This window comes from Pseudomonas sp. fls2-241-R2A-110, assembly GCF_030209165.1.
In the GTDB taxonomy this organism is placed as follows: Bacteria; Pseudomonadota; Gammaproteobacteria; order Pseudomonadales; family Pseudomonadaceae; genus Aquipseudomonas.
The window spans coordinates 36,105-61,534 of the sequence record NZ_JARVSN010000036.1; the positions used below are offsets into that span (position 1 = coordinate 36,105).

Consider the following 25,430-nt stretch of genomic DNA (forward strand, 5'->3'; position numbering starts at 1 on the left):
AGATTATGCCGAAGCTGAAGGCTTCCGGCGAGGATCCCCTATGTCCGCACAACAGAAGAAACCCCAGTTCATCCATGGCCAACCAAGCATGGGCCTGCCGTTCGAAAAAGAGCTGGTGGTAGATCTGTTTGCCGGCGGTGGTGGCGCCAGCACCGGGATTGCCCGGGCGTACCGGGAGCCGGATGTCGCGGTAAACCACAACCCGATCGCCTTGGCAGTGCACCGAGCCAACCATCCACAAACGGCGCATTACGTTGCCGACGTGTTCGAAGTCGACCCTGTGCTTGCCACCGGCGGGCAGCCGGTCGGCATCCTCTGGGCCTCGCCAGACTGTCGCCACCACAGCAAGGCCAAGGGCGGTGCGCCGCGCGACCGTGGTGTGCGCGGTCTGGCCTGGGTGGTTGTGCGTTGGGCCCACGCAACACGGCCACGATTGATGTTCCTAGAGAACGTTGAAGAGTTCTGCGACTGGGGGCCGATCGATGAAGAAGGCCAGCCAATCAAGGCCGAGCGCGGCCGCACCTTCAAGTCGTTCATTGCAGCGCTCGGCACTGGGCTCCCTGCAGATCACCCTGACATGCCCGAGATTCTGGAGTCGATAGGCGAGTTCGTTCCGGTGGAAGCTCTCGTGCGGGGCTTGGGCTACAACGTCGAATGGCGTGAACGCATCGCTGCCAACGCCAACGCACCCACCATCCGCAAGCGGCTGTATTTGGTAGCCCGCAGCGACGGCAAGCCTATCGTCTGGCCAGCGCCGAAGCGGCACAAAAATCCTACCGCCAAGCAACTGCCTTGGCGCACCGCCGCAGAGTGCATCGACTGGAACAACCTGGGCCGCACCATCTTCCGCGCCAAGCCGATGGCTGTGAACACCATGCGCCGCGTAGCCAAGGGCTGCTGGCGACATGTGCTGACCAGCGCGAAGCCGTTCATTGTCCCAATGCGCGGCACCTCGGAATCACACACCAGCACTCACGGCGCGGACGAAGCACTCTCCACCATCAGCGCTGGCGGCACTCATCACGCACTGGTTCAACCGATAGTGGCGCCATTCCTCACCGAGTGCACCAACGGATCATCGCAACGCAACTTCGATGTGCAGGAGCCGCTGCGCACGCAGGTCGCCCAGGTCAAAGGTGGTCACTTCGCCTTGGTCGCCGCACACATGACGGCTTTCGGCCAGAATGCCGCGGGCAGCTCGCCAGCCGAGCCAACACAGACAGTGCTGGCCGGGGCCACGCGTCACGGCATCGTTGCCGCGTTTTTCGAGCAGGCGAACGGAGGCTACTACAAAGGCGATGGCCGTTCGGCCTACGACCCCATCTCAACCATCTGCCAGTCGGGCGCCAACCAGCGACTGGTGAGCGCCTACTTGGTGAAGTACTACGGCAACGAGAAGGACGGCATTTCGCTCACTGAGCCGATGCACACCCTGCCCACGAAGGACCGTGTCGCACTTGTCGAGGTTGTGCAGGTGCCGGACACGCTGACACCAGAACAGACGGACGGCGCCCGGCGCTGCGCCGCCTTCATGCGCGAGCACCTGCCCGAGCAGTTCAAGGAGCCGGCCGAGATGGTCATGGTCGGAGGCTATGTGCTGGTAGATATCACCTTGCGCATGCTGCAACCGCCCGAGCTGAAGGCCGCGCAAGGTTTCGACAAGGACTACATTATCGACCGAGGGCTGTTCGTTGACCCGGTCACCGGCGCCGAAGAATGGCGCGACATCAACAAGACAGATCAGGTCCGGCTGATCGGCAACAGCGTCTGTCCGGATGAAGCCGAGGCGCTCGTCGCAGCCAACGCCGCCGACATCATCGAGCTTTATCAGCGTCTCGCCGCTTAACTTCAGAAAAATTATCGGCAATACCTGACATTAGGGTATGGCATTATCAGAGCAGTAAAATATTATTGTTCGAAAGCTTAAGCTGATCAACCAGAACTCCCAAAATCAACTACTCAATCCAGTATCGTATTACCATAATCATACACAGTTAAAAGACTATCAATTTTATCTTGAGATCCATCCTGCAACTTAAAACTTGAGTACCACTCCTCAACTGACGAGCAAATATCCCTGCAAAAAGTATCGACATTCAGCTGAAGCACTCCGTTAATTCGATTGCAATGATCGCTAGTGGTGGTGAAATGCATACTAGTGACTACCGACTTCACGCTCTGCTTAGACAAATCCGCCTCACCTTGGTGAAGCATTGCGCATCTGAGTGCGTAACACGCATCGCCGTCCATAAAGACTATTTTTTCCCTTTTAGTACCAACTAAACGAGTGTATTTACCCACAACATTACTATCGAACCAGCCAGCATATTTTCTTCCATTTGTTTTATCGTTCTCAGATGCCAGACGCGCGCATATATCGGGCATAGTTAACGACATAAAAAGCGCCCCATACCAATTACCAGTCTCGAGCGATTTTAAAATAGCATCCGTGAAACGCTGCATCATTTATCCTTTGTTTGATTTGAACTAGAAACCCAAATATATCCCATTTTTTTAAAGCACGCCTCCCCCATCAAAGTCAGCCGCTATAGCGGCAAGGATCCCTATGGCCTTAAAGCCCTCCCGTATCGTCTGTCAGTTCAGTTGCGGCGCTGCGTCCGCAGTGGCCACCAAGCTGGCTCTGGCAGACTACGGCGCCACTCACGATGTGCAGATCGTCAATGCCTTCCTCGCCAATGAACACCCCGACAACCGCCGCTTTGCTCTGGACTGTGAAGCGTGGTTCGGGCGACCGGTGACTGTGCTGCGGGATGAGAAATACGGAGCCGACGCCCAGGAGGTGTTCAGGCGCGAGCGGTACATGAAGAATCAATATGGCGCGCCATGTACCAAGCTGCTCAAGCGCCGTTTGCTCGACAACTGGAAGCAGCAGGGTGATGTGATGGTGCTCGGCTTTACCGCCGAGGAGGCTGATCGCCTGGCGGACTTCCGCGAGCGCAACCTAGACCGGCCGGTGATCGCTCCGCTGATTGATCGCGGCCTGGGCAAGGAAGATTGCAAAGCCATGGTCGAGCGCGCAGGTATCGAACTTCCCCTGATGTACCGAATGGGCTACGACAATGCCAACTGCATCGGCTGCGTGAAAGGCGGCGAGGGTTATTTCCGCGCAATTCGGCAAGACTTCCCGGATCAGTTCGAGGGTCTGTGCCTGATCCAGGACGACTTGGGCGAAGGCTCCTACCTTTTCCGCAACCGAACTACTAACGTGCGCTTTTCCCTGCGCGACCTCGGCGATGGACCAGTGCGGCGCAACGAGAAAGTTCCAAGCTGCTCTTTCTTTTGCGAGATGGCCGAGGCCGACATAATCGCCAGCATCTGAAGCGCCTATGCAGTCTGGTTGAACCTGAATGCAGAGACTGTCTCCTCAAGGACTTCCGCGCCCTTTTCCGCTCGACCCTCCCCTTTAACAGCGTAAAGCTTTCCGGCTTCAAGCCCGCTCACAGCTCTACGCACAGCTTCATCAAGGTCTACCTCCATGGCACCTAGTTCAGCAACAAGAGCTGCTAGCGCTTGATAGTAGGGGTTGTCTATCAACAACGGCTTTTCCATCTCTGCTCTCCTTGAGGTGCAGGCCTCGGTATTCTAAGGCGCTTCATAATAGCGATCGACCTGTTCGCCGGCCTGTTCGGATAAAAGGCCGGCGAAGAGTCTGGAAGTTTTAATCTTTCCTGACTTTATCAATAATTGAATCAAATTCGATAATTTGCACAAATGGAGCTAGCTCATTACTGATGGAATTGGAATTACCAATGATTGTGACATGCACTCCTTCATTTTCCACTAGATGCTGAATCACTTCGTGGAAGTCACCATCACCGGCCACCAGATAGAGACGCTTCCAACCGACTTTGCTGAATGATCTCATCATATGAAACGCAAGGCCTACATCAACCGCCTTCTGCGCTTTGGTTACGTATTGCTCACCCGTATTTGGATGAACTATGGCCCCGCCGCCCATATGAGACGGCCACTCGTGAAGCTTGGTCTGCAGCCAATACAGCTTTACGCGCATCCCCGCACCGCGTGGTGGAGCTGAACGTAGAAATTTGTGAAATCCATCTTGAGCTGTGCTTGGAGGATCGTTATCGCAATTGAAGTAGTAAGCATCCCCAAGCGGCTCTCTTACTTCATCTTCGATGAACGTCCGGAATTTGAGGTAATCCATTTTGGCGCCAGCGGCGACACTGCCCCAAGCCTTGATGGCATAACCACCGTCAACAAACAAAGCTGCACCCATGCGTAGCGCTCCCTATGCGGTCAATTCGCGCCGGACACGCTATCAAAGCGACATCACGGATGTCCATGTTTCTCACGCTCGTCTCAGAGAATATCCGACAGTAGAGCGCTCCAGTCGAGCTCTGCCCTAGTCGTGCACGAATGCATCTGTACTCCACCCCGTAATAACCCCTCCCCCCTATTCAGAAGCCTGCCGGTGTACGGCGGGCGGAGCTATGCACGTATGAACAAACAAGCCGCGAAAGATGTTCTCGACGAAATGACCAAGGAGGACCTGGTGGCATGGGTCAAAAGCCATCACTTCTCGCGCCCAAAACGAAGCGATGTCCTGCATCTGCGCTGGGAGCGGCAGTCGGCCCAGGTGCTTGAGGAAATGCAGAAGGAAAACCGCGCACTCGATGGAGTGGACTTCAAAGAGCGCGACCGACTGGCCGTGCGATTCAATGAGTCAAACGACTCTGCTGAGAGGATGCGGCTTCTTGATCTGATGACCCCTTACAACAAGGCAATGTCGGACCACATCAAGCGATCCCAGGCCATCGAAAGAAAAAGCAAAAGAGTCGATGCCCTCTATGAGCAGATCGACGTAGAGCGCCAAAAAGAACACGGGCGTCGATCAGCGTAACTCCATCACCACCTTCTGCCGCCACGCGGCGCGGAGCATCATCATGGCAAAAGTCATTGCCCACATTACGGCCAGGCTGCCGCGCCTCATGGAGGCAGGCGAGTACAGGAAGCTGCGCTACGCCGGCGGCAAGCCGAGTCTGCAACAGTTGAAAAAATGGATTGAGGAAGGCGAAGTGATTGGAGAGGTAAAAGGCGGGATGTACTTCGTGGATCTGCAGGCGGCTGTGATTGGATCGAATGATCCGTTGCTCGCCAAGATGATGGAGGTTGGCTGATGGCTCCCCCGCGCGCCAGGACAGTGAAGAACCGGGACCTGCCAGCGAACCTGTACCCGAACGGGAAATACTGGCAGTACAAAAACCCGATCACCGGCAAGAAGACCAGCATCAACAAGCCGATGGCGGAGGCCATCAAGCTGGCCAAGGCCGCCAACGCCAAGCTGTTGCCACTGCTGGCTGACGACGGGGCGTTGCTGGCCATGCTCACCGGTGACGCTGCGCCGAAGTTCAGCGGCTGCCTGGAGCGTTTCGAGAAGGAATGGCTGACCACCAAGACCTACGCCGCAAGCACCTTGAAGGAAATCAAATTCAAGTTGGCCCGGTACCGCGAGGACTTGGGCGATTTGATGATGGGACAACTGGATGTGTTGACGGTGGCTGAGTACCTCGATGGTTTCGAGAACAACGCCTACACGAAGCACCGCGGGCTGCTGGTGCAGGTGTTCGCGTTCGCCGTGGCCAAGGGCCTGTGCGATCGCAACTCCGCCGAGCTGACCCTGGTCAAGAAGGAAGCAGAGAAGAAGCGCCAGCGGCACACCGTCGAGGGGCTGAACAAGATTTTGGAATACGACGGGACGCCGATCTGGCTGAAGCGAGCCATCCGACTGGGGTTGCTGAGTCTTCAGCGGCGAGAAGATATCGTGATGTGGCCAAAATCGGCCGTGGACCTCGAGCAGAACACCATCAAGGTGTCGCCCGGGAAGACGCAGAACTATGGGAAGCCCGTGCACTTGGAGATTGTCATGGGCCATGCGCTGCGGGAGGTGGTCTTGGAGTGCATGAGATCGCCGGTCGTCTGCCCTTACCTGATCCACTACTCGCCAAAGGCGCGCAAGCGTACCCAGCTCGACGCCAAACTGCACTGGAATGCGGTGACGGCGGACTACCTGACCAAGTCATTCGCCCAAGCGCGGGACGATTCGAAGGCCTACGAAGAGGTGCCGGCCGGCGAGCGCCCCACGTTCCACGAGATCCGCGCACTCGGCGCCTGGCTGTACGAGCAGCAGGGTTTCGAGCAGGAATACATCCAAGGCTTGATGGGCCACGCAGATGTGAAGATGACCGAGCACTACCAAGCGGGGCACGGCGATGACGCGGTGGTTTACATGAAGGTCAAAGCCGACCTGAAGGTGTAACGCGGTGGTCGTTTGCCCAAAATATTCCCAAAGTTTGCCCAAACACCAGACAACAAAAAAGGGCCCACCTTTCGGTGAGCCCTTCTAGACCGCCCAGCAGAGCGGATTTTGTTTGGTAGGCGCGATTGGACTCGAACCAACGACCCCCACCATGTCAAGGTGGTGCTCTAACCAACTGAGCTACGTGCCTGCTGTGAGGCGGCATTCTACGGAATTCCGGAGGGGTGTCAACACCTTTTTTCGAGCTAACCCTATGAATATGCAAAATATTTAATTTCGCGGCGACAAAGAAGATTTTCCGGTGGCTGGCGGTCGATTTTTAACTCGGGTAGGATCGATGCACTCGTAAAATATATTAAACAGAGGCACCAGGATGGCGAACACCCCCTACCCAGAGTCCTATTACGCCGCATCGGCCAATGCGGCTCCGCCGCGTCCGGCCTTGCAGGGTGATGTAGAGACTGATGTCTGTGTGATCGGTGCCGGCTACACCGGCCTGTCCTCTGCCCTGTTTCTGCTGGAGAACGGTTTTAAAGTGACCGTGCTGGAAGCCGCCAAGGTGGGTTTTGGCGCCTCGGGTCGCAACGGTGGGCAGATCGTTAACAGCTACAGCCGTGACATTGATGTGATCGAACGCAGTGTCGGGCCCAGGCAGGCTCAGTTGCTGGGGCAGATGGCGTTCGAGGGCGGGCGGATCATTCGTGAGCGGGTCGCCAAATATAATATCCAGTGCGACCTGAAGGACGGTGGTGTGTTTGCCGCTATCACGGCCAAGCAGATGGGCCATCTGGAATCGCAGAAACGCTTATGGGAACGTTTTGGTCATACGCAGCTTGAGTTGCTGGATCAAAAGCGTATTCGTGAAGTGGTGGCCTGCGATCAATACGTCGGCGGCATGCTCGACATGAGCGGCGGGCACATTCATCCGCTGAACCTGGCCCTGGGCGAAGCGGCGGCGGTCGAGTCGCTGGGCGGCACTATTTATGAGCAGTCGCCGGCGGTTCGCATCGAGCGCGGCGCGAACCCGGTGGTGCATACGCCCGAGGGCAAGGTCAGGGCCAAGTTCATCATCGTGGCCGGTAACGCATACCTCGGGAATCTGGTGCCCGAACTGGCGGCCAAGTCGATGCCGTGCGGAACGCAGGTGATCACCACCGAGCCGTTGGGGGATGCATTGGCCAAGAGCCTGCTGCCTCAGGATTACTGCGTCGAAGACTGCAATTACCTGCTCGATTACTACCGCCTGACCGGCGACAAGCGTCTGGTCTTCGGCGGAGGTGTCGTCTACGGCGCGCGAGACCCGGCGAACATCGAAGCAATCATTCGACCAAAGATGCTCAAGGCTTTTCCGCAGCTCAAGGATGTGAAGATTGATTACGCCTGGACCGGAAATTTCCTGCTGACCCTGTCGCGTCTTCCTCAGGTCGGGCGCTTGGGTGACAACATCTACTATTCCCAGGGCTGCAGCGGCCATGGCGTGACGTACACGCACCTGGCGGGCAAGGTGCTGGCCGAGGCATTGCGCGGTCAGGCTGAGCGTTTTGATGCGTTTGCGGATCTGCCGCACTACCCGTTTCCGGGCGGGCAATTGCTGCGCACACCGTTTGCCGCACTGGGCGCGTGGTATTACGGGCTGCGTGACAAATTCGGGTACTGACAGACACCAAAAACCCCGTGGGAGCGGGCTTGCTCGCGAAGGCGGCGTGTCAGTCGACATCAAATTTGACTGACATACCGCCTTCGCGAGCAAGCCCGCTCCCACAGGGGGAATGGCGTTAGAGTCGATCCCGCGCGATACCGCTACGGATTCGCAGGATGTCGGCGAGTACGGCCAAGGCAATTTCAGCCGGAGTCTTGCTGCCAAGGTTCAACCCGATAGGCGCATGAATCCTCGCCAGATCGGCATCTCCCAAACCACCAATCCTGCGCAGCCGCTCGAAGCGCTTTTGCGAGGTTTGCATCGAGCCCATCACGCCGATGTAAAACGCCTCGGTGCGCACGGCTTCCATCATCGCCAAATCGTCGATGCGTGGATCGTGCGTCAACGCCACCACCGCCGTGTCGCTATGGCAGCCGCCGTCAGCAATGAACACTGATGGCAACTGACGACGAATCTCGACGTTTTCCAGCACCACACCTTCCAGCACTTCATCGCGCGGATCACAGAGAATCACCTCGAAACCCAAGCCCACCGCAAACTCCGCACATGCCTGAGCGACGCTGGAATACCCCGCCAACAGCAACCGCTGCGCCGCGCCAATCCGCACGCGAACCCGGTCGATCTCGCGCTCGATGCGCACGCCCTGCTCGCGGTCATCCAACAGACTGCGCGCCCCGCTGGCCAGATCGACTTCACGGATCAGCCGGCGCTGGCCCAACAGCGCCGACTCCAGTTGTCGTAGATGCGCCTGCACCTCGCAATCAGGCTCAAGCCTCTCCACCAGCACATCGAGGACACCGCCGCAGGGCAGACTCACGCGAGAACGCGGGTCGTCGCCTTCGCCGTAACGGACCACGCTGACGGCTTCATCAAACGCCCCCTCGGCGACGCGTTCGAGGAAGTCTTCCTCGACGCAGCCGCCGGACAGCGAGCCGATCCACAGGCCCTCCGTATTCACCGCCAGCATCGAGCCCGGCGCGCGCGGCGCAGAGCCGTAAGTGGCGAGCACCGTGCACAGCCAGATGCGCTGGCCGGCCATCGACCATTCCAGCGCCCGTCGTACCACCTGCAGATCGAGATGCTGCATGTCAGTGCGCCTTGTGCTCGAGCGGCGGTGCATCGGCCCGCAGCTTCTGCACGTCATTCACCGCCAGATCAGCCGACTGACCACCCAACCCCTGACGCAGGTAGTTCAGCAGGTCAGTAAGTTGCTCGTGGCTGAGTTTGCTGGCAAATCCCGGCATCGGCTGCATGCGCTCGAACCCGGCGAACTTCTGCTCACCGATCCCGTCGTCGATGACCCGCACCAGGTTGCGCGGGTCTTCCAGGCGCAACGTGGTGTTGCCGCGCATGGCCACCGCGATGTGCGGCTTGCCCTCGCCGTCCGGTGCATGGCAACCGGCGCAGACGTTCAAGTATTCCTGACGACCGCGTTGGGCGCTGGCGCTCAGCTTGTCTAGCGGTACGTCAGTCAGCGCTTTCGCCGCTGGCGGCTGATCGCCCAACAGGAACGTCGCCATCGCTGCCAGGTCCGGGTCGTTGAGGCCTTGGGTGCTATTGTGGAACACCGGGAACATCTCATTGAACATCGTGCCTTGGGCGCTCATGCCGTGCTTGAGGAACGAACTCAGGTCCTGATGATTCCAGCCGCGAGCGGCCAGGTCATTGGCCAACAGACTTGGCGCCAGGTAACCGTTGAGCAGGCCGCCGGTCATGCGTTTGTCCTGCTGCATCGCGCCCGGCAAGCCGCGCGGCGTGTGGCACTCGCCGCAGTGGCCGAGCACGTCGACCAGGTATTGGCCACGTTTGAAGGCTTCGCTATTGCCTTCGGTGGACGCCAGTTTCACGTCCTTGCCGTAGAGCATGTTCCAGCCCGTCAGGCCCAGACGTACGTTGAACGGAAAGCTCAGGCTCGTGACCGGTGCTGCGCGTTCAATCGGCTCGACGGTTTTCAGGTACGCGTGAATCGCGTCGGAGTCTTCTCGCGGCATCAGGTGATACGAGGTGTAGGGCATCGCCGGGTACAGGTTCGCGCCGTCACGCCGCTTGCCTTCGGTGAGTGCGGCGAAGAATTCGTCATCGTTGTAGAGGCCGATGCCGTGCTCTTTGCTCGGGGTGATGTTGGTGCCATAGATCGTCCCGAACGGCGAAACGATCGGCAGACCGCCCGCATACGGCGCGCCACCCGGTGCGGTGTGGCAAGCCATGCAGTCGGCGGCGCGGGCGAGGTATTCGCCGCGTTTCACCTGATCATCCGCGTGCGCCAGCAACACTGGGGCCATCAGGCCAACCGCCAACGCCAGGCGGGAAAGTAGAGGCTTCATGCTTAACCCTCCTTGACCAGGCCGAGATCGGTCAGCACGTTGCGCGTCGCGCTGTAGTAACGCACGTAGCCGGTGCAGCGGCAGACGTGGTGACCGAGGCTGTCCTCGATGACTTGCTCCAGCTGGCTTTTGACGATCGGCTGACGCTGCAGTTTCTCCACCAGCACGGTCGCGGCGTTGACGAAACCCGGCGCGCAGTAGCTGCACTGGAAGGCGAACTCATCGACGAAACGCTGCTGGATCGGATTCAGTTCAGTGACCTTGCCCTGCTCGTCACGCTTTGCATGGCCTTCGATGGTGCGCACTTTTTTGCCTTCGAAATAATGCGCACCGGTGATGCAGGTGCGCACTTCTTCGCTGGTGCCGTCCGGGTTGTCGACGATCACCACACAGGCGTGGCAGATGCCCTGGCCGCAGCCCAGGCGGGAGCCGGTGAGGTTTTTGTATTCGTGCAGGTAATCGATCATCGGCAGGTCATCAGGGATGTCCACCGGGCCGACGGATTGACCGTTGAGGGTCAGTTGAAGCGGACGGTTAGCCATTGAGGGCCTCCTTGATGCGTGCGGAAGTGATAGGCAGGTCGCGGACCCGTTTGCCGATGGCGTGGGCCACGGCGTTACCGATGGCACCGACCACCGGGATCATCACCACTTCGGCAATGCCCTTGGAGGGATCGCTGGGCGACAGTGGCGGCAGTATCTCGGCCGTCTGCTTCCAGACCGCGACGTGGCGCGCCATCGGCAAGCGGTAACGGTTGAAGTTCCAGTCACCCTCCCCCGGCCCGCCTTCGTACAGCGGCATCTCTTCGAGCAACGCATGGCCGATGCCCATGGCGATGCCGCCTTCGATCTGACCTTTCACCAACTCTTCCACCAGCACCCGACCGCACTCGACCCACGAGTGATGGTTGAGCACCTGGACTTCGGCCGAGCCTTTGTTCACTTTCAATTCCACCAGCGTCGCCACCGGGCTGTAGTAAGTCACGGCCGCGTTGTTCAGCTGGGTATCCGGGTAATGGACATTCTGGCGGTCGAGCAGATGGAAACCGGCGCTGCTCATCTGCGACTTTTTCACGCTAGGTGCGCCGTCGCCGTACTTGACCGCCAGGCCATCCAGCGGCAGACGCTCGCGCACGCCGTCGATGCTGAATTCGGCCTCGGCCCAGCTCCAGCGGTTGAAACCATGGACCGTCGCGCCGGTCACCAAGCCTTTTTCATGGGCATGTCTGGCCAACTGTTCAAAGCTCAGCGGCTGCATGCCGTTGGCGGTGAGTTTGCCGTCGACCCAATGCGCGTCTTCGCGACGTACCACATACGGGTTGGCTTGACCGCCATAAGGCCCCTGCCCCCAGATCTGCAGCGCCGCCGGCCACAAACCGTGGTTGAACAACACGCGCGCAGCTTCACGGGTGGCATGGCTGAAGTAGTACGCGGAGTTGGTCGCCGACGAAGCGGAAGCCAACTTGCCGACCCAACGCGGATTGCGCAGGAATCCGTCTTGTTCCGCCTGGCTCATGATGTACGGGTTGCCGCTGGTGATCAGCTGCAACTCTTTCCATTCGGTCTCGCCGGTCTTCACTTCGTGCGCCGGGCTGCCAAGGAAATCCGCCACCACCATTGCTTGCGACGTGGACATGCCGGTGCCGATTTCAATGCCGATGTGACGCAGGTGGATGCGGCCTTCAGCGCTGAACTCGATGCTGGCCATCGGTGCTTCGGATCCGGTGCCGAAGTCTTTCTGGCAAATGGCAAAACCGACGCCGTACCAGTTGTCCGGGTCCTGGGCTTCGCGCTGTTTCTTGATCGCGTCGCGGTTTTTCCAGACTTCGTGAACGGCGGCCTTGTCGAGAATCTCGTGCAGGCGCAAGGCACCCGCCGGCACCGCGCCCTGGGTGTTTTTCATGCCCGAGACCATGGCGTTTTTCTTGCGCAGATCGATGGCGTCGATGCCGAGGCGATCGGCTATTTCATCGACCATCATCTCGGTGGACGCCATGCTTTGCAGGGTGCCATAACCGCGCATCGACCCGGCTTCAACGGCGCGAGAGTGATAAGCCGTGACCTGCAGATCGTTCTGCGGCATGTAGTAGATCGACTGCGCTGCCGTGGCGCCAACCGCCGCCACCGATGGGCTGTAGTTGATGCGTCCACCGCCGTCGACGCTCATCTCGGCGCGGAAAATCTTGAAGCTGTGATCGGTCTTGTCCACGGCCAATTGGTAGCGGATGTCGAATGGGTGACGCTTGATGCCGCTCTGGAATTGTTCGTAGCGATCGTTGGCCAGGCGCACGGGAACACCGGCGCCGTACAACGCCGCCAATGCCGCGTAATAGACGAAAATGTTGTGGTCTTTGGAGCCGTAACCCACGGTGTAGCCGGGGTGCATGTTCAGGTTGGCCAGGCCGAAGCGCGACGGCGCGATCATCTTCGCGGTTTCCGTCGCGGCTTCCAGTGGGCACTGAGTCGCCACTACGAAATGCAGGGTCTTGGTCGCCGGGTCGTACCAGCCGTTGCCGTTGTCCGGCTCCATTGCAGCGGGTTCGATCGACGGGGTTTTGTAGCGCTCGTCGAACACCAGCCAGTTGTCTGGCGGAGTGTCTATCTGCTGCTTCATGCGGTCGGCATAGAACAAGCCGCGCTCGGTCAGGTTGCCGTGCAGGTTCGGCTGGGAATTCCACACCGGGCGACGGTTTTTCAGCATCGGGAACAGGATCGAATCCTTGAGGCTGGCGAATTCGTCTTCGTCCGCCGAGGTCGCACCGCCCACACGCACATAGCGGAAGCTGCCGTAGGGATCGCCTTCGTAGAACGGCACCTGAGCACCGTAACGAATCGCTTTGTCATTGAATTTGAGTTTGGCCTTGGCCTGGCGGAAGCGCTCGAAGTCGTTCCAGATCAGGATCGCCACGGGATGTCCGATGAACATCGGCACCTTGCCTTCCGGCAGCAGCGGATCAGGCGCGTGCTCTTCCGGGAAGACAATGCCGTCCTTGTCCAGGTCCGCGGCGGTGACGATGCGGTCGGGTTGCAACTCGGCACCGAGCCACGTCAGGTCGTACCCGGCATAAATGCGGTCGGCCTTGGTGGTTTTCAGCAGCATGGCGTGGCCTTGCTGCTCGGGCCAGCCCGGCATGTCCTTGGCGCGAATGTCGCGGGCAAAGACTTTGCTGCCGCAGACCTTGGACAAGGCATCGTTACGCGAGCGCGCCTTGCCGTTGTTGCCGAGCCATTGCTCGGACGGCACGGTCACGCTGTTTTCCATCAAGGCTGCCAACGCCTGGGAGCTGAGCGGCGCGAGCGTAACGCTCACACCCGCCACCAGCCCGCCCTGCAGGAACGAGCGCCGGGATATATCACGGTTGGACATGGATCATCCTCTGGGCGGTTATGGGTCCGCCCTTCTGGTTATGTACAGGAAATCTCGAGTCTTGCAGAAGCCCTTTCTGACGATGCAAAGGGCAGAATAGACAGTGCAAAGCTGACCGAAAGGTTAAGTTTATAGGCTTATGCGCTCCTGGCAAATATCCAGTCACAAAAAACTGACTAACGAATCAAAATATTGCGGCGTTGCGCTGCAATAAATCGAAACCACGGTCGGAAAAATGGCCGATGGTGAACGACGGGATCATTCGCTACTCAGCGATTAACTCCGGGCGGAGGTTTGTTGGCGAAGGTTAATCAGGTAACTCATCGGCATTTTTTCCCCGAACGCAGCAATGGGCAGATCGAGCAGTATTCAGCGGGCTCGGTGGCCAGGTAGTAGAAACAGCAGGTTCGGCGAAAGCGGATGCTTCGTTGCCCCTCATCCACCAGCGTCGGCGGTCGACAAAAATGGCTCAGCGGGTTGTAATCGAGACCGAACAGCGCCGGTTCGGCTTGGGTCATCAGCCAGTTGAAATCCCCTTCACAGCGTTCGCGCACCTTGGGGTCGTCGATTGTCACCATGTGTTTTTCATACAGTGAATAGACGCGAACGGCCGTGTTTTCCCAGAGGATGCGCCGGGAAACGCCAGTGACCCGGTTGAAGGTTTGCCACAGCGGTTTGAGCAGATCGGCGAACAGCGCTTGAACGATGGATTCGCGCCAGGCTTCGCGTTCGCCCGCTTCATACGTCAGTGGAAGGGAATGGCTAATCGGCATCGAAGACGTCCATAACCCGTCATCGTGGCCGTATTCGACCACCGCGTTGTCCAGCGACATCAACAATCCTTTGTCATACACCGACATCGCGTACAAACAGGCGCCGGTCGCCAGAAACGACAAGCGCTTGCCCAGCAACGAGGCGGTAATCGCCCGAGTCGGCGAGCCGATCACCGGGCCCAAGGCGTCCAGCAGTTGCACGCACACCTCTTCCTGCAACAAGTCCCGGGCCAGCAAAGAACGCGGTGAGTCACGCTCGGCGCTGTCCTTGAGCCGCAACTCACCGGACAACGTCGCCCACTCTGAAGCCGTGAAGTAACCGGCCAGGTTCATGGCGATCCATGCCCGCTGGCGTTGCCCGCCGGACAACGCGTCCACCGATCGATCCGCCAGGGCCAACAGACTGGTTTGCGCCCGCGCTCGCACCCCATCGGCATCGCTGCATCACTCATCCAAAGAAACCCTGCGCGAAGAAATATTTTAAATGCGACTAATTCTAATTAGTGTTTATGCGCCAGATAAAGCGCTTTGTTCGCTTTGCACCCAGTGAACACTTGAATAAAGGAGTAACGGACGGGAGATTTTGGCGTGCAGGCACCGGTTAATCAGGGCTGCGGGTCATTGAGGGGAATTATCACGAAACGTCAGAAATCTTTGCAGATCTGCACTGGGATGACTGATGCGAATTCCTGAGGGCCAGGGGAAAGGAGAGAGAAGCCAAATCGCAGACACAAAAAACCCCGGTCTTTCGACCAGGGTCTTTGCTATCGACTCAAAGATAGCCAGCGGCTTTCTTTGTAGCTTCAAGGCGTTCAGTGGGCCTTGAAGCAGATATGGCGCAGCGGACGGGACTCGAACCCGCGACCCCCGGCGTGACAGGCCGGTATTCTAACCGACTGAACTACCGCTGCGTATCGCTTTGGACTTGCGTCCAAGTAACTCGTCTGACTGGAAGCTTCGAAGCTTTCAATCTCGAACCAGGCGAACCTGACTCGGAAAATATGGCGCAGCGGACGGGACTCGAACCCGCGACCCCCGGCGTGACAGGCCGGTATTCTAACCGACTGAACTACCGCTGCGCGTCGGTGGAGGCTTTTAAAAGCTTCCATCTTGCTTTCGCAAGACTCTCAAGAAGTGGTGGGTGATGACGGGATCGAACCGCCGACCCTCTGCTTGTAAGGCAGATGCTCTCCCAGCTGAGCTAATCACCCTTTGCTTCGTTGAGGCCGCGAAATTTACGCAGGTAGCGAACCTAAGTCAATAGCAGGATTGAAGTTTTTCTGAAAAAGACAAAATCGTGTCACTCACGGCACATCCAGCATGAGCGCAAGACGGATCGATACAGGACTACTCGCTGTAAATCATCTTCTTGGTCATGCCGCCATCGACCACAAACTCCTGGCCCGTGACGAAACCGGCGTTCTTGGATAGCAACCAGGCCACCATCGCCGCGACGTCTTCGACCGTCCCTACCCTGCCCGCCGGATGCTGCGCATGATCGGCATCGGTCAGCGGTTCGGCACGTCGTACCGCCGGATCCCGGGTATCGATCCAGCCCGGGCTCACCGCATTGACGCGAATTTCCGGCCCGAGACTGATGGCCAATGCGTGAGTCAGGGCCAATAGACCGCCCTTGCTCGCCGCATAGGCCTCTGTGTCCGGCTCCGACTGTGCGGCGCGGGTCGAGGCCAGGTTGACGATCGCACCGCTGTGAGCGCGCAGATACGGCGCACAGTGCTTGGCCAACAGCATCGGCCCACTGAGATTGACCGCCAACACACGGTTCCAGTATGCCAGATCAAGACTTTCCAGGGTGATGTTGTGCGGATCAGCCACCGCCGCGTTACACACCAGCGCATCCAGACGCCCAAACTGCCCCAGCACCTCGGCGACACCCAATGCCACTTGCCCCTCGTTCGAAACGTCCATGGCGATGAACCAAGCGTTTTCGCCCAGCACTTTCGCCACCTTCGAACCGCGCTTTCGATCCAGATCAGTCAGCACCACCTGCCAGCCTTCGCAGATCAGCCAGGCTGCGATCCCCAGACCAATGCCGCGCGCGGCCCCGGTGACCAGCGCAACGCGGCCATGGGTGCCAGTGCCCGGCGTGGACATCTCGATCACAAGGCAGCCAACCCGCGCGCCAGATCGGCTTGCAGGTCAGCCACGTCTTCCAGACCGACCGCGATGCGGATCAGGCTGTCACGAATACCCGCTGCTTCACGCTCTTGCGGCGCCAGACGGCCGTGGGAGGTGGTGCTCGGGTGCGTGATGGTGGTTTTAGTGTCACCCAGGTTGGCGGTGATCGAAATCAGGCGCGTCGCATCGATAAAGCGCCAGGCGCCGTCTTTGCCGCCCTTCACTTCGAAACTCACCACGGCACCGAAACCCTTCTGCTGACGCAAGGCCAGTTCGTGCTGCGGATGGCTCTTGAGGCCGGCGTAATGGACTTTCTCGATGCCATCCTGCTGCTCCAGCCACTCGGCCAGTTGCTGCGCGTTGGCGCAGTGCGCCTTCATGCGCAGACCAAGGGTTTCGAGGCCCTTGAGGAAGATCCAGGCATTGAACGGGCTCAGCGTCGGCCCGGCAGTACGCAGGAAGCCGACGACTTCTTTCATCTGCTCGCTGCGACCGGCGACCACACCGCCCATGCAACGGCCCTGGCCATCGATGAACTTGGTCGCCGAATGCACGACGATGTCCGCGCCCATCTTCAGCGGCTGTTGCAGTGCAGGAGTGCAGAAGCAGTTGTCGACCACCAGCATCGCGCCTTTGGCGTGAGCGATTTTCGACAGCTCAGCGATGTCCACCAGCTCGGCCAATGGGTTGGACGGCGATTCGACGAACAGTAATTTGGTGTTGGCCTTGATCGCCGCATCCCAGCCGGACAAGTCCGCCAAGGGCACGTAATCGACTTCGATGCCAAAGCGCTTGAAATACTTCTCGAACAGGCTGATGGTCGAGCCGAATACGCTGCGTGACACCAGCACATGGTCGCCAGCGCTGCACAGGCTCATGACCACGGCCATGATCGCGGCCATGCCGGTGGCGGTGGCCACGGCTTGCTCGGCGCTTTCCAGTGCGGCAATGCGCTCTTCGAACGCACGCACGGTCGGGTTGGTGTAGCGCGAATAAACGTTGCCCGGCACTTCCCCGGCAAAGCGAGCCGCCGCGTCGGCAGCGGTGCGGAACACATAGCTGGAAGTGAAGAACATCGGATCACCGTGCTCGGCTTCCGGCGTACGGTGCTGACCGGCGCGTACGGCCAGGGTATCGAACGCTACGCCTTCGAGGTCGCTGTCCAGCCGACCGGCATCCCAATCCTGACTCATGCTGTCACTCCTTGCCTTGCTCTTCTAGTAGATACAAAACCGGCCCCTCAGGGCCGGTAATTACTCAGTTGTTGTACAGATCAATGATCGCGCTGACTGCCTGCGTCTTGACCTTGGAGGCATCGTTACGAGCCTGCTCGATCTTGTTCAGGTAAGCCTCGTCGACGTCACCAGTGACGTACTGGCCGTCGAACACCGCGCAATCGAACTTGTCGATCTTGATCTTGCCGCCGCCGACCGCTTCGATCAAGTCAGGCAGGTCCTGATAGATCAGCCAGTCAGCGCCGATCAGGTCGGCCACGTCCTGGGTCGAACGGTTGTGGGCGATCAGCTCATGAGCGCTCGGCATGTCGATGCCATAGACGTTCGGGTAGCGAACGGCCGGGGCGGCGGAGCAGAAGTAGACGTTTTTCGCGCCGGCTTCACGGGCCATCTGGATGATCTGCTTGCACGTGGTGCCGCGAACGATCGAGTCGTCTACCAGCATCACGTTCTTGCCGCGGAATTCCAGCTCAATGGCGTTGAGCTTCTGGCGTACGGATTTTTTCCGCGCTGCCTGGCCCGGCATGATGAAGGTCCGGCCGATGTAGCGGTTCTTCACAAAGCCTTCGCGGAACTTGACGCCCAGGTGGTTCGCCAGCTCCAGGGCCGCGGTGCGGCTGGTGTCCGGAATCGGGATGACCACGTCGATGTCGTGCTGCGGACGCTCGCGCAGGATCTTCTCGGCGAGTTTCTCACCCATGCGCAGACGGGCCTTGTAGACCGACACACCGTCGATGATCGAATCCGGACGCGCCAGGTAGACGTGTTCGAAGATGCACGGGGTCAGGGACGGGTTGGTCGCACACTGACGGGTGTGCAGCTTGCCGTCTTCAGTGATGTAGACCGCTTCGCCCGGCGCCAGGTCGCGGATCAGGGTGAAACCGAGCACGTCCAGGGACACGCTTTCGGAGGCGATCATGTACTCGACGCCTTCGTCGGTGTGACGCTGACCGAACACGATCGGGCGGATGCCGTGCGGGTCGCGGAAACCGACGATGCCGTAACCGGTCACCATCGCCACGACCGCATAACCGCCGACGCAACGGTTGTGCACATCAGTGACCGCCGCAAACACGTCTTCTTCGGTTGGCTGCAACTTGCCGCGCTGGGCCAGTTCGTGCGCAAACACGTTCAGCAGCACTTCCGAATCGGAATTGGTGTTGACGTGGCGCAGGTCAGATTCGTAAATCTCCTTGGCCAACTGTTCAACGTTGGTCAGGTTACCGTTGTGCGCCAAGGTGATGCCGTAAGGCGAGTTGACGTAAAACGGTTGAGCTTCGGCCGAGGTCGAGCTGCCTGCGGTCGGGTAACGCACATGGCCAATGCCCATGTGGCCGACGAGGCGCTGCATGTGACGCTGATGGAACACGTCACGCACCAGGCCATTGTCCTTGCGCAGGAATAACCGGCCATCATGGCTGGTTACGATACCGGCAGCGTCCTGGCCGCGGTGCTGGAGCACGGTTAGCGCGTCATACAGCGCCTGATTGACGTTCGACTTACCGACGATACCGACGATGCCACACATGCGACGCAACCCCTACTTAATGGATCTGAACTGAACACAACTCACTGAGGCGTTTTGACCATCGGCAAGAGGTGCTCCTTGAACGGTATCTCAGCGGGTACGCTGATACCGCTGGCAAGCCACTGACTGCTCCACCCCAGGATCAGGTTTTTGGACCAGTCTGCGACCAATAGAAATTTTGGCACGAGCTGTGACTGTTGCCACCACCCGTCCTGCTGTACCGGCCCCAGGCTCAACAGCCCGACCGCCACGACCACCAGCAACACGCCACGCGCAGCGCCGAAGGCCATGCCGAGGAATCGATCGGTCCCGGACAACCCGGTGACGCGAACCAACTCGCCGATAAGATAATTGATCATTGCCCCTACGATTAACGTGGCGACAAACATGATGGCACAGCCCGTGATCACACGAGCCGATGGCGTTTGGATGTATCCGGCGAGGTACTCGGACAATGAACCACCGAACATCCAGGCGACGACTCCTGCGATGATCCAGGTCACCAGCGATAGTGCTTCTTTGACGAAGCCGCGGCTCAGACTGATCAATGCGGAGATGGCGACGATTGCAACGATCGCCCAGTCAACCCAGGTAAATGGCACAGTGCAGCCTACAGACGGATAAGGCGGCGCATTTTAGCAGAGCGCATGGCTATCGGTAAGCTGCGATTTTCAGTGCATTTCAAATCGGGGCGATAGTTTTAATTGCGCTCAGGCTGGAAGCGCACCACAAAACCCTTGAGGTTCTTCTGCCGACCCAGCAAGTCACGCAGACGATCGGCTTCGGCGCGCTCGATCAGCGGTCCGACAAATACCCGATTCTTGCCATCGGCCGTACGGATGTAGGCGTTGTAACCCTGGCTGCGCAGGTCTTTTTGCAGACTTTCGGCGCTTTCACGGCTCGACAGGCTCGCCAGTTGCACCGACCAGCTGACCGACAGGCCATTGGCGTCGACGCGGCTCTGAGTGGTGTCGGGCTTGCCCGGCGCGGCCGAAATCGGCTGAGACGGCGCGGCCGAGGGCTTGGCAGCCAAAGCGGGCACTGGAGCTGGCGCTGGTGCGACCGGCTTGGCGGCAGGCGCGGCAGGCGCAATCGGCTTCGCCGGCACTACCGGCTGAGCGATCTCTTCATCACTCGGCACAGGTTCCTGAGGCAATGCCTGCGGTTCAGGCACCACCACAGGATCGACCCGCACTTGCGGCACGGACGGTGCTTGCGGCGCGGACGGCGCTTCGACGGTTACCTGACGCTGTTCGTCCTGACGGGAAAACAGCATCGGCAGGAAAATCACCGCCAGCGCCACCAGCACCAGGGCGCCAACCATGCGTTGTTTGTATGCCTTATCCAGCAATGCCATTTGCCGCTTCCTCCGTGGAGCGCCGGGCCAGCCATTCAAGGGCCTCGGCAACACAATAAAATGATCCGAACAACAGAATCTCGTCGTCGCTTGTCGCCAGCGCGCACTGCCCTTCCAGGGCCGCAGCCACGCTGTCATAGGACGTTACCGCGGCGCCAAGGTTCTGCAACGCGGCCTGCAAATCGGCTACAGGGCGCGCCCGCGGTGAATCCAGCGGCGCAACCGCCCATTGCTGGACACTAGCATTCAATTCGCCGATGACACCATCCAGATCCTTGTCCGCCAACAATCCGAACACCGCCAGACGCTTGCCGACCGGCGGACGGCTGGCCAGACGGCGAGCCAGGTACTCGGCGGCATGCGGGTTATGCCCCACATCCAGCAAGAGGCTCAGGCGCTTGCCCTGCCAGTCGAACTGACGGCGATCAAGGCGACCGACCACCCGCGTAGCTTTCAGCGCATCAATAATCTGCGCATCCACCCACGGCAAACCAAGCAACAGGTAAGCCTGCAAGGCCAAAGCGGCGTTTTCCATCGGCAGGTCGAGCAACGGCAGGTCGTGCAATTCGACCACATGCCCTTGAGCATCCAGCCCGCGCCATTGCCAGTTGTGATCGGTCACACCGAGGTCAAAGTCGCGGCCACGCAGGAAAAACGGGCAAGACAGCTCGCGCGCCTTGTCCAGCAGGGGTTGCGGAGGATTCAGATCGCCACAGAGCGCAGGCGCACCCTGACGGAAAATGCCGGCCTTCTCAAAGGCCACGGACTCACGGGTATTGCCCAGATAGTCTGCATGATCGACGCCGATGCTAGTGACCAGCGCCATATCGGCGTCTACCACGTTGACCGTGTCCAGACGCCCGCCCAGACCGACTTCCAGCACCACGGCATCAAGCCCTGCCTGTTGAAACAGCCAGAACGCCGCCAGGGTGCCCATTTCGAAATACGTCAGGGACGTGTCGCCACGGCCCGCCTCCACCGCAGCGAAGGCTTCGCAAAGCTCGGCATCAGTGGCTTCGACGCCATTGACCTGCACCCGCTCGTTGTAACGCAGCAGGTGCGGAGAATTGTAGACGCCCACCTTCAGGCCCTGCGCCCGCAGCAATGAAGCCACGAATGCGCAGGTGGAACCCTTGCCGTTGGTGCCAGTGACCGTGATCACCCGAGGCGCCGGCTTGCCCAGCCCCATGCGGGACGCTACCTGTTGCGAACGCTCCAGGCCCATGTCGATGGCCGAAGGGTGCAACTGCTCAAGGTAGGCGAGCCATTCGCCAAGGGTACGTTCGGTCATATGTTCGCAGGTACCGGCGGAACCACGATCGGCTCGATTGGCGCGGCGACGAATTTCGGCGTCGGCAGGCCCATCATTTGTGCCAGCAGGTTGCCAAGGCGCGGACGCAGTTCCTGACGGTGAATGATCATGTCGATTGCGCCGTGCTCCAGCAGGAACTCGCTACGCTGGAAGCCTTCCGGCAGTTTTTCACGCACGGTTTGCTCGATCACGCGCGGACCGGCGAAACCGATCAGGGCCTTGGGCTCACCGACGATCACGTCGCCAAGCATTGCCAGGCTGGCGGAAACGCCGCCGTAGACCGGATCAGTCAGCACGGAGATGAACGGAATGCCTTCTTCACGCAGACGCGCCAGCACCGCAGAGGTCTTGGCCATTTGCATCAGGGAGATCAGGGCTTCCTGCATCCGCGCACCACCGGAGGCGGCGAAGCAGATCATCGGGCAACGGTTTTCCAGGGCGTAGTTGGCGGCGCGGACAAAACGCTCACCGACGATGGCGCCCATCGAACCACCCATGAAGGAGAATTCGAAGGCCGAAACCACCACCGGCATGCCCAGCAGGGTGCCACTCATGGAAATCAGTGCGTCTTTTTCGCCGGTCTGCTTCTGGGCAGCGGTCAGGCGATCCTTGTACTTCTTGCCGTCGCGGAATTTCAGACGGTCAACCGGCTCCAGGTCCGCGCCCAGTTCGGCACGGCCTTCGGCGTCGAGGAAGATGTCGATGCGCGCGCGCGCGCCGATACGCATGTGATGGTTGCACTTGGGGCAAACGTCCAGGGTCTTTTCCAGCTCTGGACGATACAACACAGCCTCGCAAGACGGGCATTTGTGCCACAGACCTTCAGGCACCGAGCTCTTCTTGACCTCGGAACGCATGATCGAAGGGATCAGTTTGTCTACTAACCAGTTGCTCATGCTTTCTTTCTCCAGTACCGGCGGCCCGAACGCTCTGGTTCGCAGCCCCGCGTATGCCCTTGAGCTAAATTCATATGTGTGGCGATGATCAGTGGATGGCCGGGTCAGTGAAGCGTGACCTGCGTACAACCCAAAAATCCTCAGCCATGCGTGTGGACGGCGGCAGTGTGCCAGCCGTCACATCGACGTATCGCGTACCGCTTTGATGAATGCCTGAATCTTTGCGTGATCCTTGATGCCCTTGCTCGCCTCCACCCCACCGCTGACGTCCACTGCGTAAGGCCGCACCCGGGCGATGGCTTCGGCCACATTTTCCGGCGTCAGGCCACCCGCGAGGATGATCGGCTTGCTCAAGCCTTGTGGTATCAATGACCAGTCGAACGCTTCACCGGTTCCACCAGGCACCCCTTCCACGTAAGCGTCCAGCAAGATCCCGCTGGCACTTGGAAACGCATCGCATGCCGCGGCGATGTCGTCGCCGGCCTTGACCCGCAGCGCCTTGATGTACGGACGGTGCCAGCCTTCACACTCGGCAGCAGTTTCGTCGCCATGGAATTGCAGCAAGTCCAGCGGCACGGCGTCGAGCAATTCGCCCAACTCGCAGCGGCTGGCGTTGACGAACAAACCCACGGTGGTCACGAACGGCGGCAGCGCGCTGATGATCGAGCGTGCCTGCTTGAACGTGACCGCCCGGGGGCTTTTGGCGTAGAACACGAACCCGATGGCATCCGCCCCGGCCTCGACCGCCGCCAACGCATCTTCTATGCGGGTAATCCCACAAATCTTGCTGCGAACGGCTGACATGTCGATAGAACCTCAGGGCAAATCCGAGAAAGTCCCGGATGGTAACAAATGCATTCGAGGGCGTCAGCCGTCAAGTTCCGTGAAACCGGTCAGGAAGTGTGGGCCGATGTAACGCTCGGGCAGTTCGAACTCGTCGCGATACTCGACTTGCACCAGATACAGACCGTACGGATGCGCCGTCACCCCGCCAGAACGGCGAATCCGGCTCTCCAGCACTTCCTTCATCCACTCCACCGGGCGCTCGCCGGCACCGATGGTCATCAGCACGCCCGCGATGTTGCGCACCATGTGATGCAGGAAGGCGCTGGCGCGGATGTCCAGGACGATCATTTTGCCGTGACGCGTGACGCGCAGGTGATGCAGCTCCTTGATCGGCGACTTGGCCTGGCACTGGCCGGCGCGGAAGGCGCTGAAATCGTGAGTGCCGACCAGATACTGCGCCGCCTCGGCCATGCGCTCGACGTCCAGCGGACGGTGATTCCAGGTGATTTCTTCATTCAGGTGCGCGGGGCGGATCTGATCGTTGTAGATCACGTAGCGATAACGCCGGGCAATGGCCTTGAAGCGCGCATGAAAATGCGCTGGCATGACCTTGGCCCAACTGACGCTGACATCGTGGGGCAAGTTGATGTTGGCACCCATGACCCAGGCTTTCATCGAACGCTCGACCTGGGTGTCAAAATGCACCACTTGGCCACAGGCATGCACGCCGGCATCCGTACGCCCGGCGCAGAGCAGCGACACCGGCGAATCGGCGACTTTGGACAAGGCTTTTTCGAGGGTTTCCTGCACCGTGAGCACGCCGGAGGCCTGACGCTGCCAGCCGCGATACCGCGAGCCTTTGTATTCAACGCCCAATGCGATCCGGAAAAAGCCCTCGGCCGCCATTTCGGCGACCGGGTTATCTAAATTTGCCAAGGAGTAACAGCCTGCTGATATGCGCAAAGGCGGGCATTATAAGGCCGTCGCACCGGGACGCCAGAGGCGTGTGGATTTTGTGTCATTGCATCGCCCGGACAGACTTCGCTATATAGATGGCTACACAACGAAAAAAACAGACACCACCGAGACCTGATGATGACCGCCACCCTCAAAGAAGCCGTCGGACTGGCCTACAGCCTGGACGGCATGCTCCACGCCAAACGCAAAACCTGGGAAGCCATCGACGAAATGGCCCGACGCGTGAAACCCGGCATGCGCGAATCCGAAGCCCTGGCGATGAGCCTCGAGGTGCTGAACGAACTGGGAATGGACCGCATCTGGCACCCGTCCAAAATCCGCTTCGGCGAGAACACCCTGAAAACCTTCAAGCAACCCTCCGATGGCGATCCGGTACTGGCTGACAACGATATTTTCTTCATCGACCTCGGCGTGGTCTGGGATCGCCATGAAGGCGACTCCGGCGCGACGTTTGTCGTCGGCGATGATCCTGAAATGACAGCCTGCGCGGCGGCAGCAAAGACACTGTTTGATCAGGTCCACGATTACTGGCGAACTCACCAGGTCGCCGGGCCTGAGCTGTATCGCTACGCCGACGAACAGGCGACGGCCATGGGCTGGAGGTTGAACCTGGAGATTAAGGGGCACCGGGTCAGCGACTTCCCCCATGCGATTTATCGGGCCGGTGACCTGGGGAGTTTCGAGGCATGTCCGAATATCGGGTTATGGATTCTGGAGATCCAGATCGCCCACCCTACCCGGCCGTTTGGCGCGTTTTATGAGGATCTGCTGTCCTGAT

At 59.5% G+C, this 25,430-nt stretch carries 24 protein-coding genes, 4 tRNA genes and 1 pseudogene; 7 read left to right on the plus strand and 22 right to left on the minus strand.

The window, feature by feature from the left end; genetic code table 11:
* The first annotated feature begins 40 nt into the window (after positions 1 to 40).
* Complete coding sequence (locus QRN31_RS26670; protein WP_285435615.1) at positions 41 to 1,846, plus strand: DNA cytosine methyltransferase; 1,806 nt, start codon at positions 41 to 43, stop codon at positions 1,844 to 1,846.
* A 113-nt stretch (positions 1,847 to 1,959) separates the two neighbouring features.
* On the opposite strand, the gene QRN31_RS26675 is transcribed toward QRN31_RS26670, so the two are convergent.
* Positions 1,960 to 2,463 carry a hypothetical protein gene (locus QRN31_RS26675; protein ID WP_285435616.1) on the minus strand — a complete coding sequence of 168 codons (504 nt, stop codon included), beginning with the start codon at positions 2,461 to 2,463 and terminating at the stop codon, positions 1,960 to 1,962.
* A 103-nt stretch (positions 2,464 to 2,566) separates the two neighbouring features.
* On the opposite strand from QRN31_RS26675, the gene QRN31_RS26680 reads away from it, so the two are divergent.
* Positions 2,567 to 3,340 carry a hypothetical protein gene (locus tag QRN31_RS26680; protein ID WP_285435618.1) on the plus strand — a complete coding sequence of 258 codons (774 nt, stop codon included), beginning with the start codon at positions 2,567 to 2,569 and terminating at the stop codon, positions 3,338 to 3,340.
* Between the two features lie 5 nt (positions 3,341 to 3,345).
* On the opposite strand, the gene QRN31_RS26685 is transcribed toward QRN31_RS26680, so the two are convergent.
* Positions 3,346 to 3,570: a hypothetical protein gene (locus QRN31_RS26685; protein ID WP_285435619.1), complete on the minus strand. Its 225-nt coding sequence runs from the start codon at positions 3,568 to 3,570 to the stop codon at positions 3,346 to 3,348.
* A 109-nt stretch (positions 3,571 to 3,679) separates the two neighbouring features.
* Entirely contained in the window at positions 3,680 to 4,258 is a 579-nt protein-coding gene (locus QRN31_RS26690) for an NYN domain-containing protein (protein ID WP_285435620.1), read from the minus strand.
* 222 nt (positions 4,259 to 4,480) lie between these two features.
* Between QRN31_RS26690 and QRN31_RS26695 the strand changes: the two genes are divergently transcribed.
* Genes QRN31_RS26695 through QRN31_RS26705 form a run of 3 tightly spaced genes read left to right on the plus strand, consistent with a single transcriptional unit; the run spans position 4,481 to position 6,298 of the window.
* Complete coding sequence (locus QRN31_RS26695) at positions 4,481 to 4,882, plus strand: hypothetical protein (protein WP_285435621.1); 402 nt, start codon at positions 4,481 to 4,483, stop codon at positions 4,880 to 4,882.
* Between the two features lie 43 nt (positions 4,883 to 4,925).
* On the plus strand, positions 4,926 to 5,159 hold the full coding sequence (locus tag QRN31_RS26700; protein WP_122838227.1) for a hypothetical protein: 234 nt from the start codon (positions 4,926 to 4,928) through the stop codon (positions 5,157 to 5,159).
* Positions 5,159 to 6,298: a tyrosine-type recombinase/integrase gene (locus tag QRN31_RS26705; RefSeq protein WP_285435624.1), complete on the plus strand. Its 1,140-nt coding sequence runs from the start codon at positions 5,159 to 5,161 to the stop codon at positions 6,296 to 6,298. The genes QRN31_RS26700 and QRN31_RS26705 overlap by 1 nt, the downstream gene beginning before the upstream one ends.
* Positions 6,299 to 6,411: 113 nt before the next feature.
* Here the strand turns inward: QRN31_RS26705 and QRN31_RS26710 are convergent.
* Positions 6,412 to 6,488: transfer RNA gene (locus QRN31_RS26710), tRNA-Val, on the minus strand.
* 183 nt (positions 6,489 to 6,671) lie between these two features.
* Here QRN31_RS26710 and QRN31_RS26715 point away from each other — a divergent pair.
* Entirely contained in the window at positions 6,672 to 7,955 is a 1,284-nt protein-coding gene (locus tag QRN31_RS26715; protein WP_285435625.1) for an NAD(P)/FAD-dependent oxidoreductase, read from the plus strand.
* Positions 7,956 to 8,073: 118 nt separating this feature from the next.
* Here the strand turns inward: QRN31_RS26715 and QRN31_RS26720 are convergent, their stop codons facing one another.
* The 18 genes and pseudogenes from QRN31_RS26720 to truA form a co-directional block, all read right to left on the minus strand.
* Entirely contained in the window at positions 8,074 to 9,045 is a 972-nt protein-coding gene (locus QRN31_RS26720) for an XdhC family protein (protein ID WP_285435627.1), read from the minus strand.
* A gap of 1 nt (position 9,046) precedes the next feature.
* Complete coding sequence (locus QRN31_RS26725) at positions 9,047 to 10,282, minus strand: c-type cytochrome (RefSeq protein WP_285435628.1); 1,236 nt, start codon at positions 10,280 to 10,282, stop codon at positions 9,047 to 9,049.
* 2 nt (positions 10,283 to 10,284) lie between these two features.
* The gene (locus tag QRN31_RS26730; protein WP_090182319.1) at positions 10,285 to 10,824 is read right to left on the minus strand and encodes a (2Fe-2S)-binding protein; all 540 of its coding nucleotides are present in this window, start codon (positions 10,822 to 10,824) and stop codon (positions 10,285 to 10,287) included.
* On the minus strand, positions 10,817 to 13,648 hold the full coding sequence (locus tag QRN31_RS26735; protein ID WP_285435629.1) for a xanthine dehydrogenase family protein molybdopterin-binding subunit: 2,832 nt from the start codon (positions 13,646 to 13,648) through the stop codon (positions 10,817 to 10,819). The genes QRN31_RS26730 and QRN31_RS26735 overlap by 8 nt, the downstream gene beginning before the upstream one ends.
* 320 nt (positions 13,649 to 13,968) lie before the next feature.
* Complete coding sequence (locus tag QRN31_RS26740; RefSeq protein ID WP_285435800.1) at positions 13,969 to 14,754, minus strand: IucA/IucC family C-terminal-domain containing protein; 786 nt, start codon at positions 14,752 to 14,754, stop codon at positions 13,969 to 13,971.
* Positions 14,743 to 14,844 (minus strand): annotated as a pseudogene (locus QRN31_RS26745) (ABC transporter ATP-binding protein); the annotation flags it as partial. The gene QRN31_RS26740 and the pseudogene QRN31_RS26745, both read right to left, overlap by 12 nt.
* Positions 14,845 to 15,255: 411 nt before the next feature.
* A tRNA-Asp gene (locus QRN31_RS26750) sits at positions 15,256 to 15,332 on the minus strand.
* A 91-nt stretch (positions 15,333 to 15,423) separates the two neighbouring features.
* Positions 15,424 to 15,500 (minus strand) — tRNA-Asp (locus QRN31_RS26755).
* 56 nt (positions 15,501 to 15,556) lie between these two features.
* Positions 15,557 to 15,632 (minus strand) — tRNA-Val (locus QRN31_RS26760).
* Positions 15,633 to 15,768: 136 nt separating this feature from the next.
* The gene (locus QRN31_RS26765) at positions 15,769 to 16,536 is read right to left on the minus strand and encodes an SDR family oxidoreductase (protein WP_285435801.1); all 768 of its coding nucleotides are present in this window, start codon (positions 16,534 to 16,536) and stop codon (positions 15,769 to 15,771) included.
* A 5-nt stretch (positions 16,537 to 16,541) separates the two neighbouring features.
* Complete coding sequence (locus QRN31_RS26770; RefSeq protein WP_090182294.1) at positions 16,542 to 17,753, minus strand: O-succinylhomoserine sulfhydrylase; 1,212 nt, start codon at positions 17,751 to 17,753, stop codon at positions 16,542 to 16,544.
* A 64-nt stretch (positions 17,754 to 17,817) separates the two neighbouring features.
* Positions 17,818 to 19,323 (minus strand): amidophosphoribosyltransferase, encoded by a 1,506-nt coding sequence (gene purF, locus QRN31_RS26775; RefSeq protein WP_150654185.1) that lies wholly within the window; start codon positions 19,321 to 19,323, stop codon positions 17,818 to 17,820.
* Between the two features lie 41 nt (positions 19,324 to 19,364).
* Positions 19,365 to 19,925 carry a CvpA family protein gene (locus QRN31_RS26780; RefSeq protein WP_285435630.1) on the minus strand — a complete coding sequence of 187 codons (561 nt, stop codon included), beginning with the start codon at positions 19,923 to 19,925 and terminating at the stop codon, positions 19,365 to 19,367.
* 98 nt (positions 19,926 to 20,023) lie between these two features.
* Positions 20,024 to 20,680, minus strand: a complete 657-nt coding sequence (locus QRN31_RS26785) for an SPOR domain-containing protein (protein ID WP_285435631.1) — start codon at positions 20,678 to 20,680, stop codon at positions 20,024 to 20,026.
* Positions 20,664 to 21,971 carry a bifunctional tetrahydrofolate synthase/dihydrofolate synthase gene (gene folC, locus QRN31_RS26790; protein WP_285435632.1) on the minus strand — a complete coding sequence of 436 codons (1,308 nt, stop codon included), beginning with the start codon at positions 21,969 to 21,971 and terminating at the stop codon, positions 20,664 to 20,666. Before folC ends, QRN31_RS26785 begins: the two co-directional genes overlap by 17 nt.
* Entirely contained in the window at positions 21,968 to 22,888 is a 921-nt protein-coding gene (gene accD / locus QRN31_RS26795) for an acetyl-CoA carboxylase, carboxyltransferase subunit beta (RefSeq protein WP_056744405.1), read from the minus strand. Before accD ends, folC begins: the two co-directional genes overlap by 4 nt.
* 177 nt (positions 22,889 to 23,065) lie before the next feature.
* Positions 23,066 to 23,692 (minus strand): phosphoribosylanthranilate isomerase, encoded by a 627-nt coding sequence (locus tag QRN31_RS26800; RefSeq protein WP_285435634.1) that lies wholly within the window; start codon positions 23,690 to 23,692, stop codon positions 23,066 to 23,068.
* A 63-nt stretch (positions 23,693 to 23,755) separates the two neighbouring features.
* Positions 23,756 to 24,580, minus strand: a complete 825-nt coding sequence (gene truA, locus QRN31_RS26805; protein ID WP_208672265.1) for a tRNA pseudouridine(38-40) synthase TruA — start codon at positions 24,578 to 24,580, stop codon at positions 23,756 to 23,758.
* 189 nt (positions 24,581 to 24,769) lie between these two features.
* Between truA and QRN31_RS26810 the strand changes: the two genes are divergently transcribed.
* Positions 24,770 to 25,429 carry a M24 family metallopeptidase gene (locus QRN31_RS26810; protein WP_285435804.1) on the plus strand — a complete coding sequence of 220 codons (660 nt, stop codon included), beginning with the start codon at positions 24,770 to 24,772 and terminating at the stop codon, positions 25,427 to 25,429.
* Position 25,430: the final 1 nt, after the last annotated feature.

Coding starts and splice junctions, on each gene's coding strand:
- QRN31_RS26730 (WP_090182319.1), bottom strand. CDS start 10,824: ATGGCTAACCGTCCGCTTCAACTGACCCTCAACGGTCAATCCGTCGGC.
- QRN31_RS26740 (WP_285435800.1), bottom strand. CDS start 14,754: ATGAACCTGGCCGGTTACTTCACGGCTTCAGAGTGGGCGACGTTGTCC.
- accD (WP_056744405.1), bottom strand. CDS start 22,888: ATGAGCAACTGGTTAGTAGACAAACTGATCCCTTCGATCATGCGTTCC.
- QRN31_RS26720 (WP_285435627.1), bottom strand. CDS start 9,045: ATGCAGCATCTCGATCTGCAGGTGGTACGACGGGCGCTGGAATGGTCG.
- QRN31_RS26785 (WP_285435631.1), bottom strand. CDS start 20,680: ATGGCATTGCTGGATAAGGCATACAAACAACGCATGGTTGGCGCCCTG.
- QRN31_RS26705 (WP_285435624.1), top strand. CDS start 5,159: ATGGCTCCCCCGCGCGCCAGGACAGTGAAGAACCGGGACCTGCCAGCG.
- QRN31_RS26800 (WP_285435634.1), bottom strand. CDS start 23,692: ATGTCAGCCGTTCGCAGCAAGATTTGTGGGATTACCCGCATAGAAGAT.
- QRN31_RS26680 (WP_285435618.1), top strand. CDS start 2,567: ATGGCCTTAAAGCCCTCCCGTATCGTCTGTCAGTTCAGTTGCGGCGCT.
- QRN31_RS26695 (WP_285435621.1), top strand. CDS start 4,481: ATGAACAAACAAGCCGCGAAAGATGTTCTCGACGAAATGACCAAGGAG.
- purF (WP_150654185.1), bottom strand. CDS start 19,323: ATGTGTGGCATCGTCGGTATCGTCGGTAAGTCGAACGTCAATCAGGCG.
- QRN31_RS26675 (WP_285435616.1), bottom strand. CDS start 2,463: ATGCAGCGTTTCACGGATGCTATTTTAAAATCGCTCGAGACTGGTAAT.
- QRN31_RS26810 (WP_285435804.1), top strand. CDS start 24,770: ATGACCGCCACCCTCAAAGAAGCCGTCGGACTGGCCTACAGCCTGGAC.
- folC (WP_285435632.1), bottom strand. CDS start 21,971: ATGACCGAACGTACCCTTGGCGAATGGCTCGCCTACCTTGAGCAGTTG.
- QRN31_RS26765 (WP_285435801.1), bottom strand. CDS start 16,536: ATGTCCACGCCGGGCACTGGCACCCATGGCCGCGTTGCGCTGGTCACC.
- QRN31_RS26690 (WP_285435620.1), bottom strand. CDS start 4,258: ATGGGTGCAGCTTTGTTTGTTGACGGTGGTTATGCCATCAAGGCTTGG.
- truA (WP_208672265.1), bottom strand. CDS start 24,580: ATGGCGGCCGAGGGCTTTTTCCGGATCGCATTGGGCGTTGAATACAAA.
- QRN31_RS26670 (WP_285435615.1), top strand. CDS start 41: ATGTCCGCACAACAGAAGAAACCCCAGTTCATCCATGGCCAACCAAGC.
- QRN31_RS26770 (WP_090182294.1), bottom strand. CDS start 17,753: ATGAGTCAGGATTGGGATGCCGGTCGGCTGGACAGCGACCTCGAAGGC.
- QRN31_RS26715 (WP_285435625.1), top strand. CDS start 6,672: ATGGCGAACACCCCCTACCCAGAGTCCTATTACGCCGCATCGGCCAAT.
- QRN31_RS26725 (WP_285435628.1), bottom strand. CDS start 10,282: ATGAAGCCTCTACTTTCCCGCCTGGCGTTGGCGGTTGGCCTGATGGCC.
- QRN31_RS26685 (WP_285435619.1), bottom strand. CDS start 3,570: ATGGAAAAGCCGTTGTTGATAGACAACCCCTACTATCAAGCGCTAGCA.
- QRN31_RS26700 (WP_122838227.1), top strand. CDS start 4,926: ATGGCAAAAGTCATTGCCCACATTACGGCCAGGCTGCCGCGCCTCATG.
- QRN31_RS26735 (WP_285435629.1), bottom strand. CDS start 13,648: ATGTCCAACCGTGATATATCCCGGCGCTCGTTCCTGCAGGGCGGGCTG.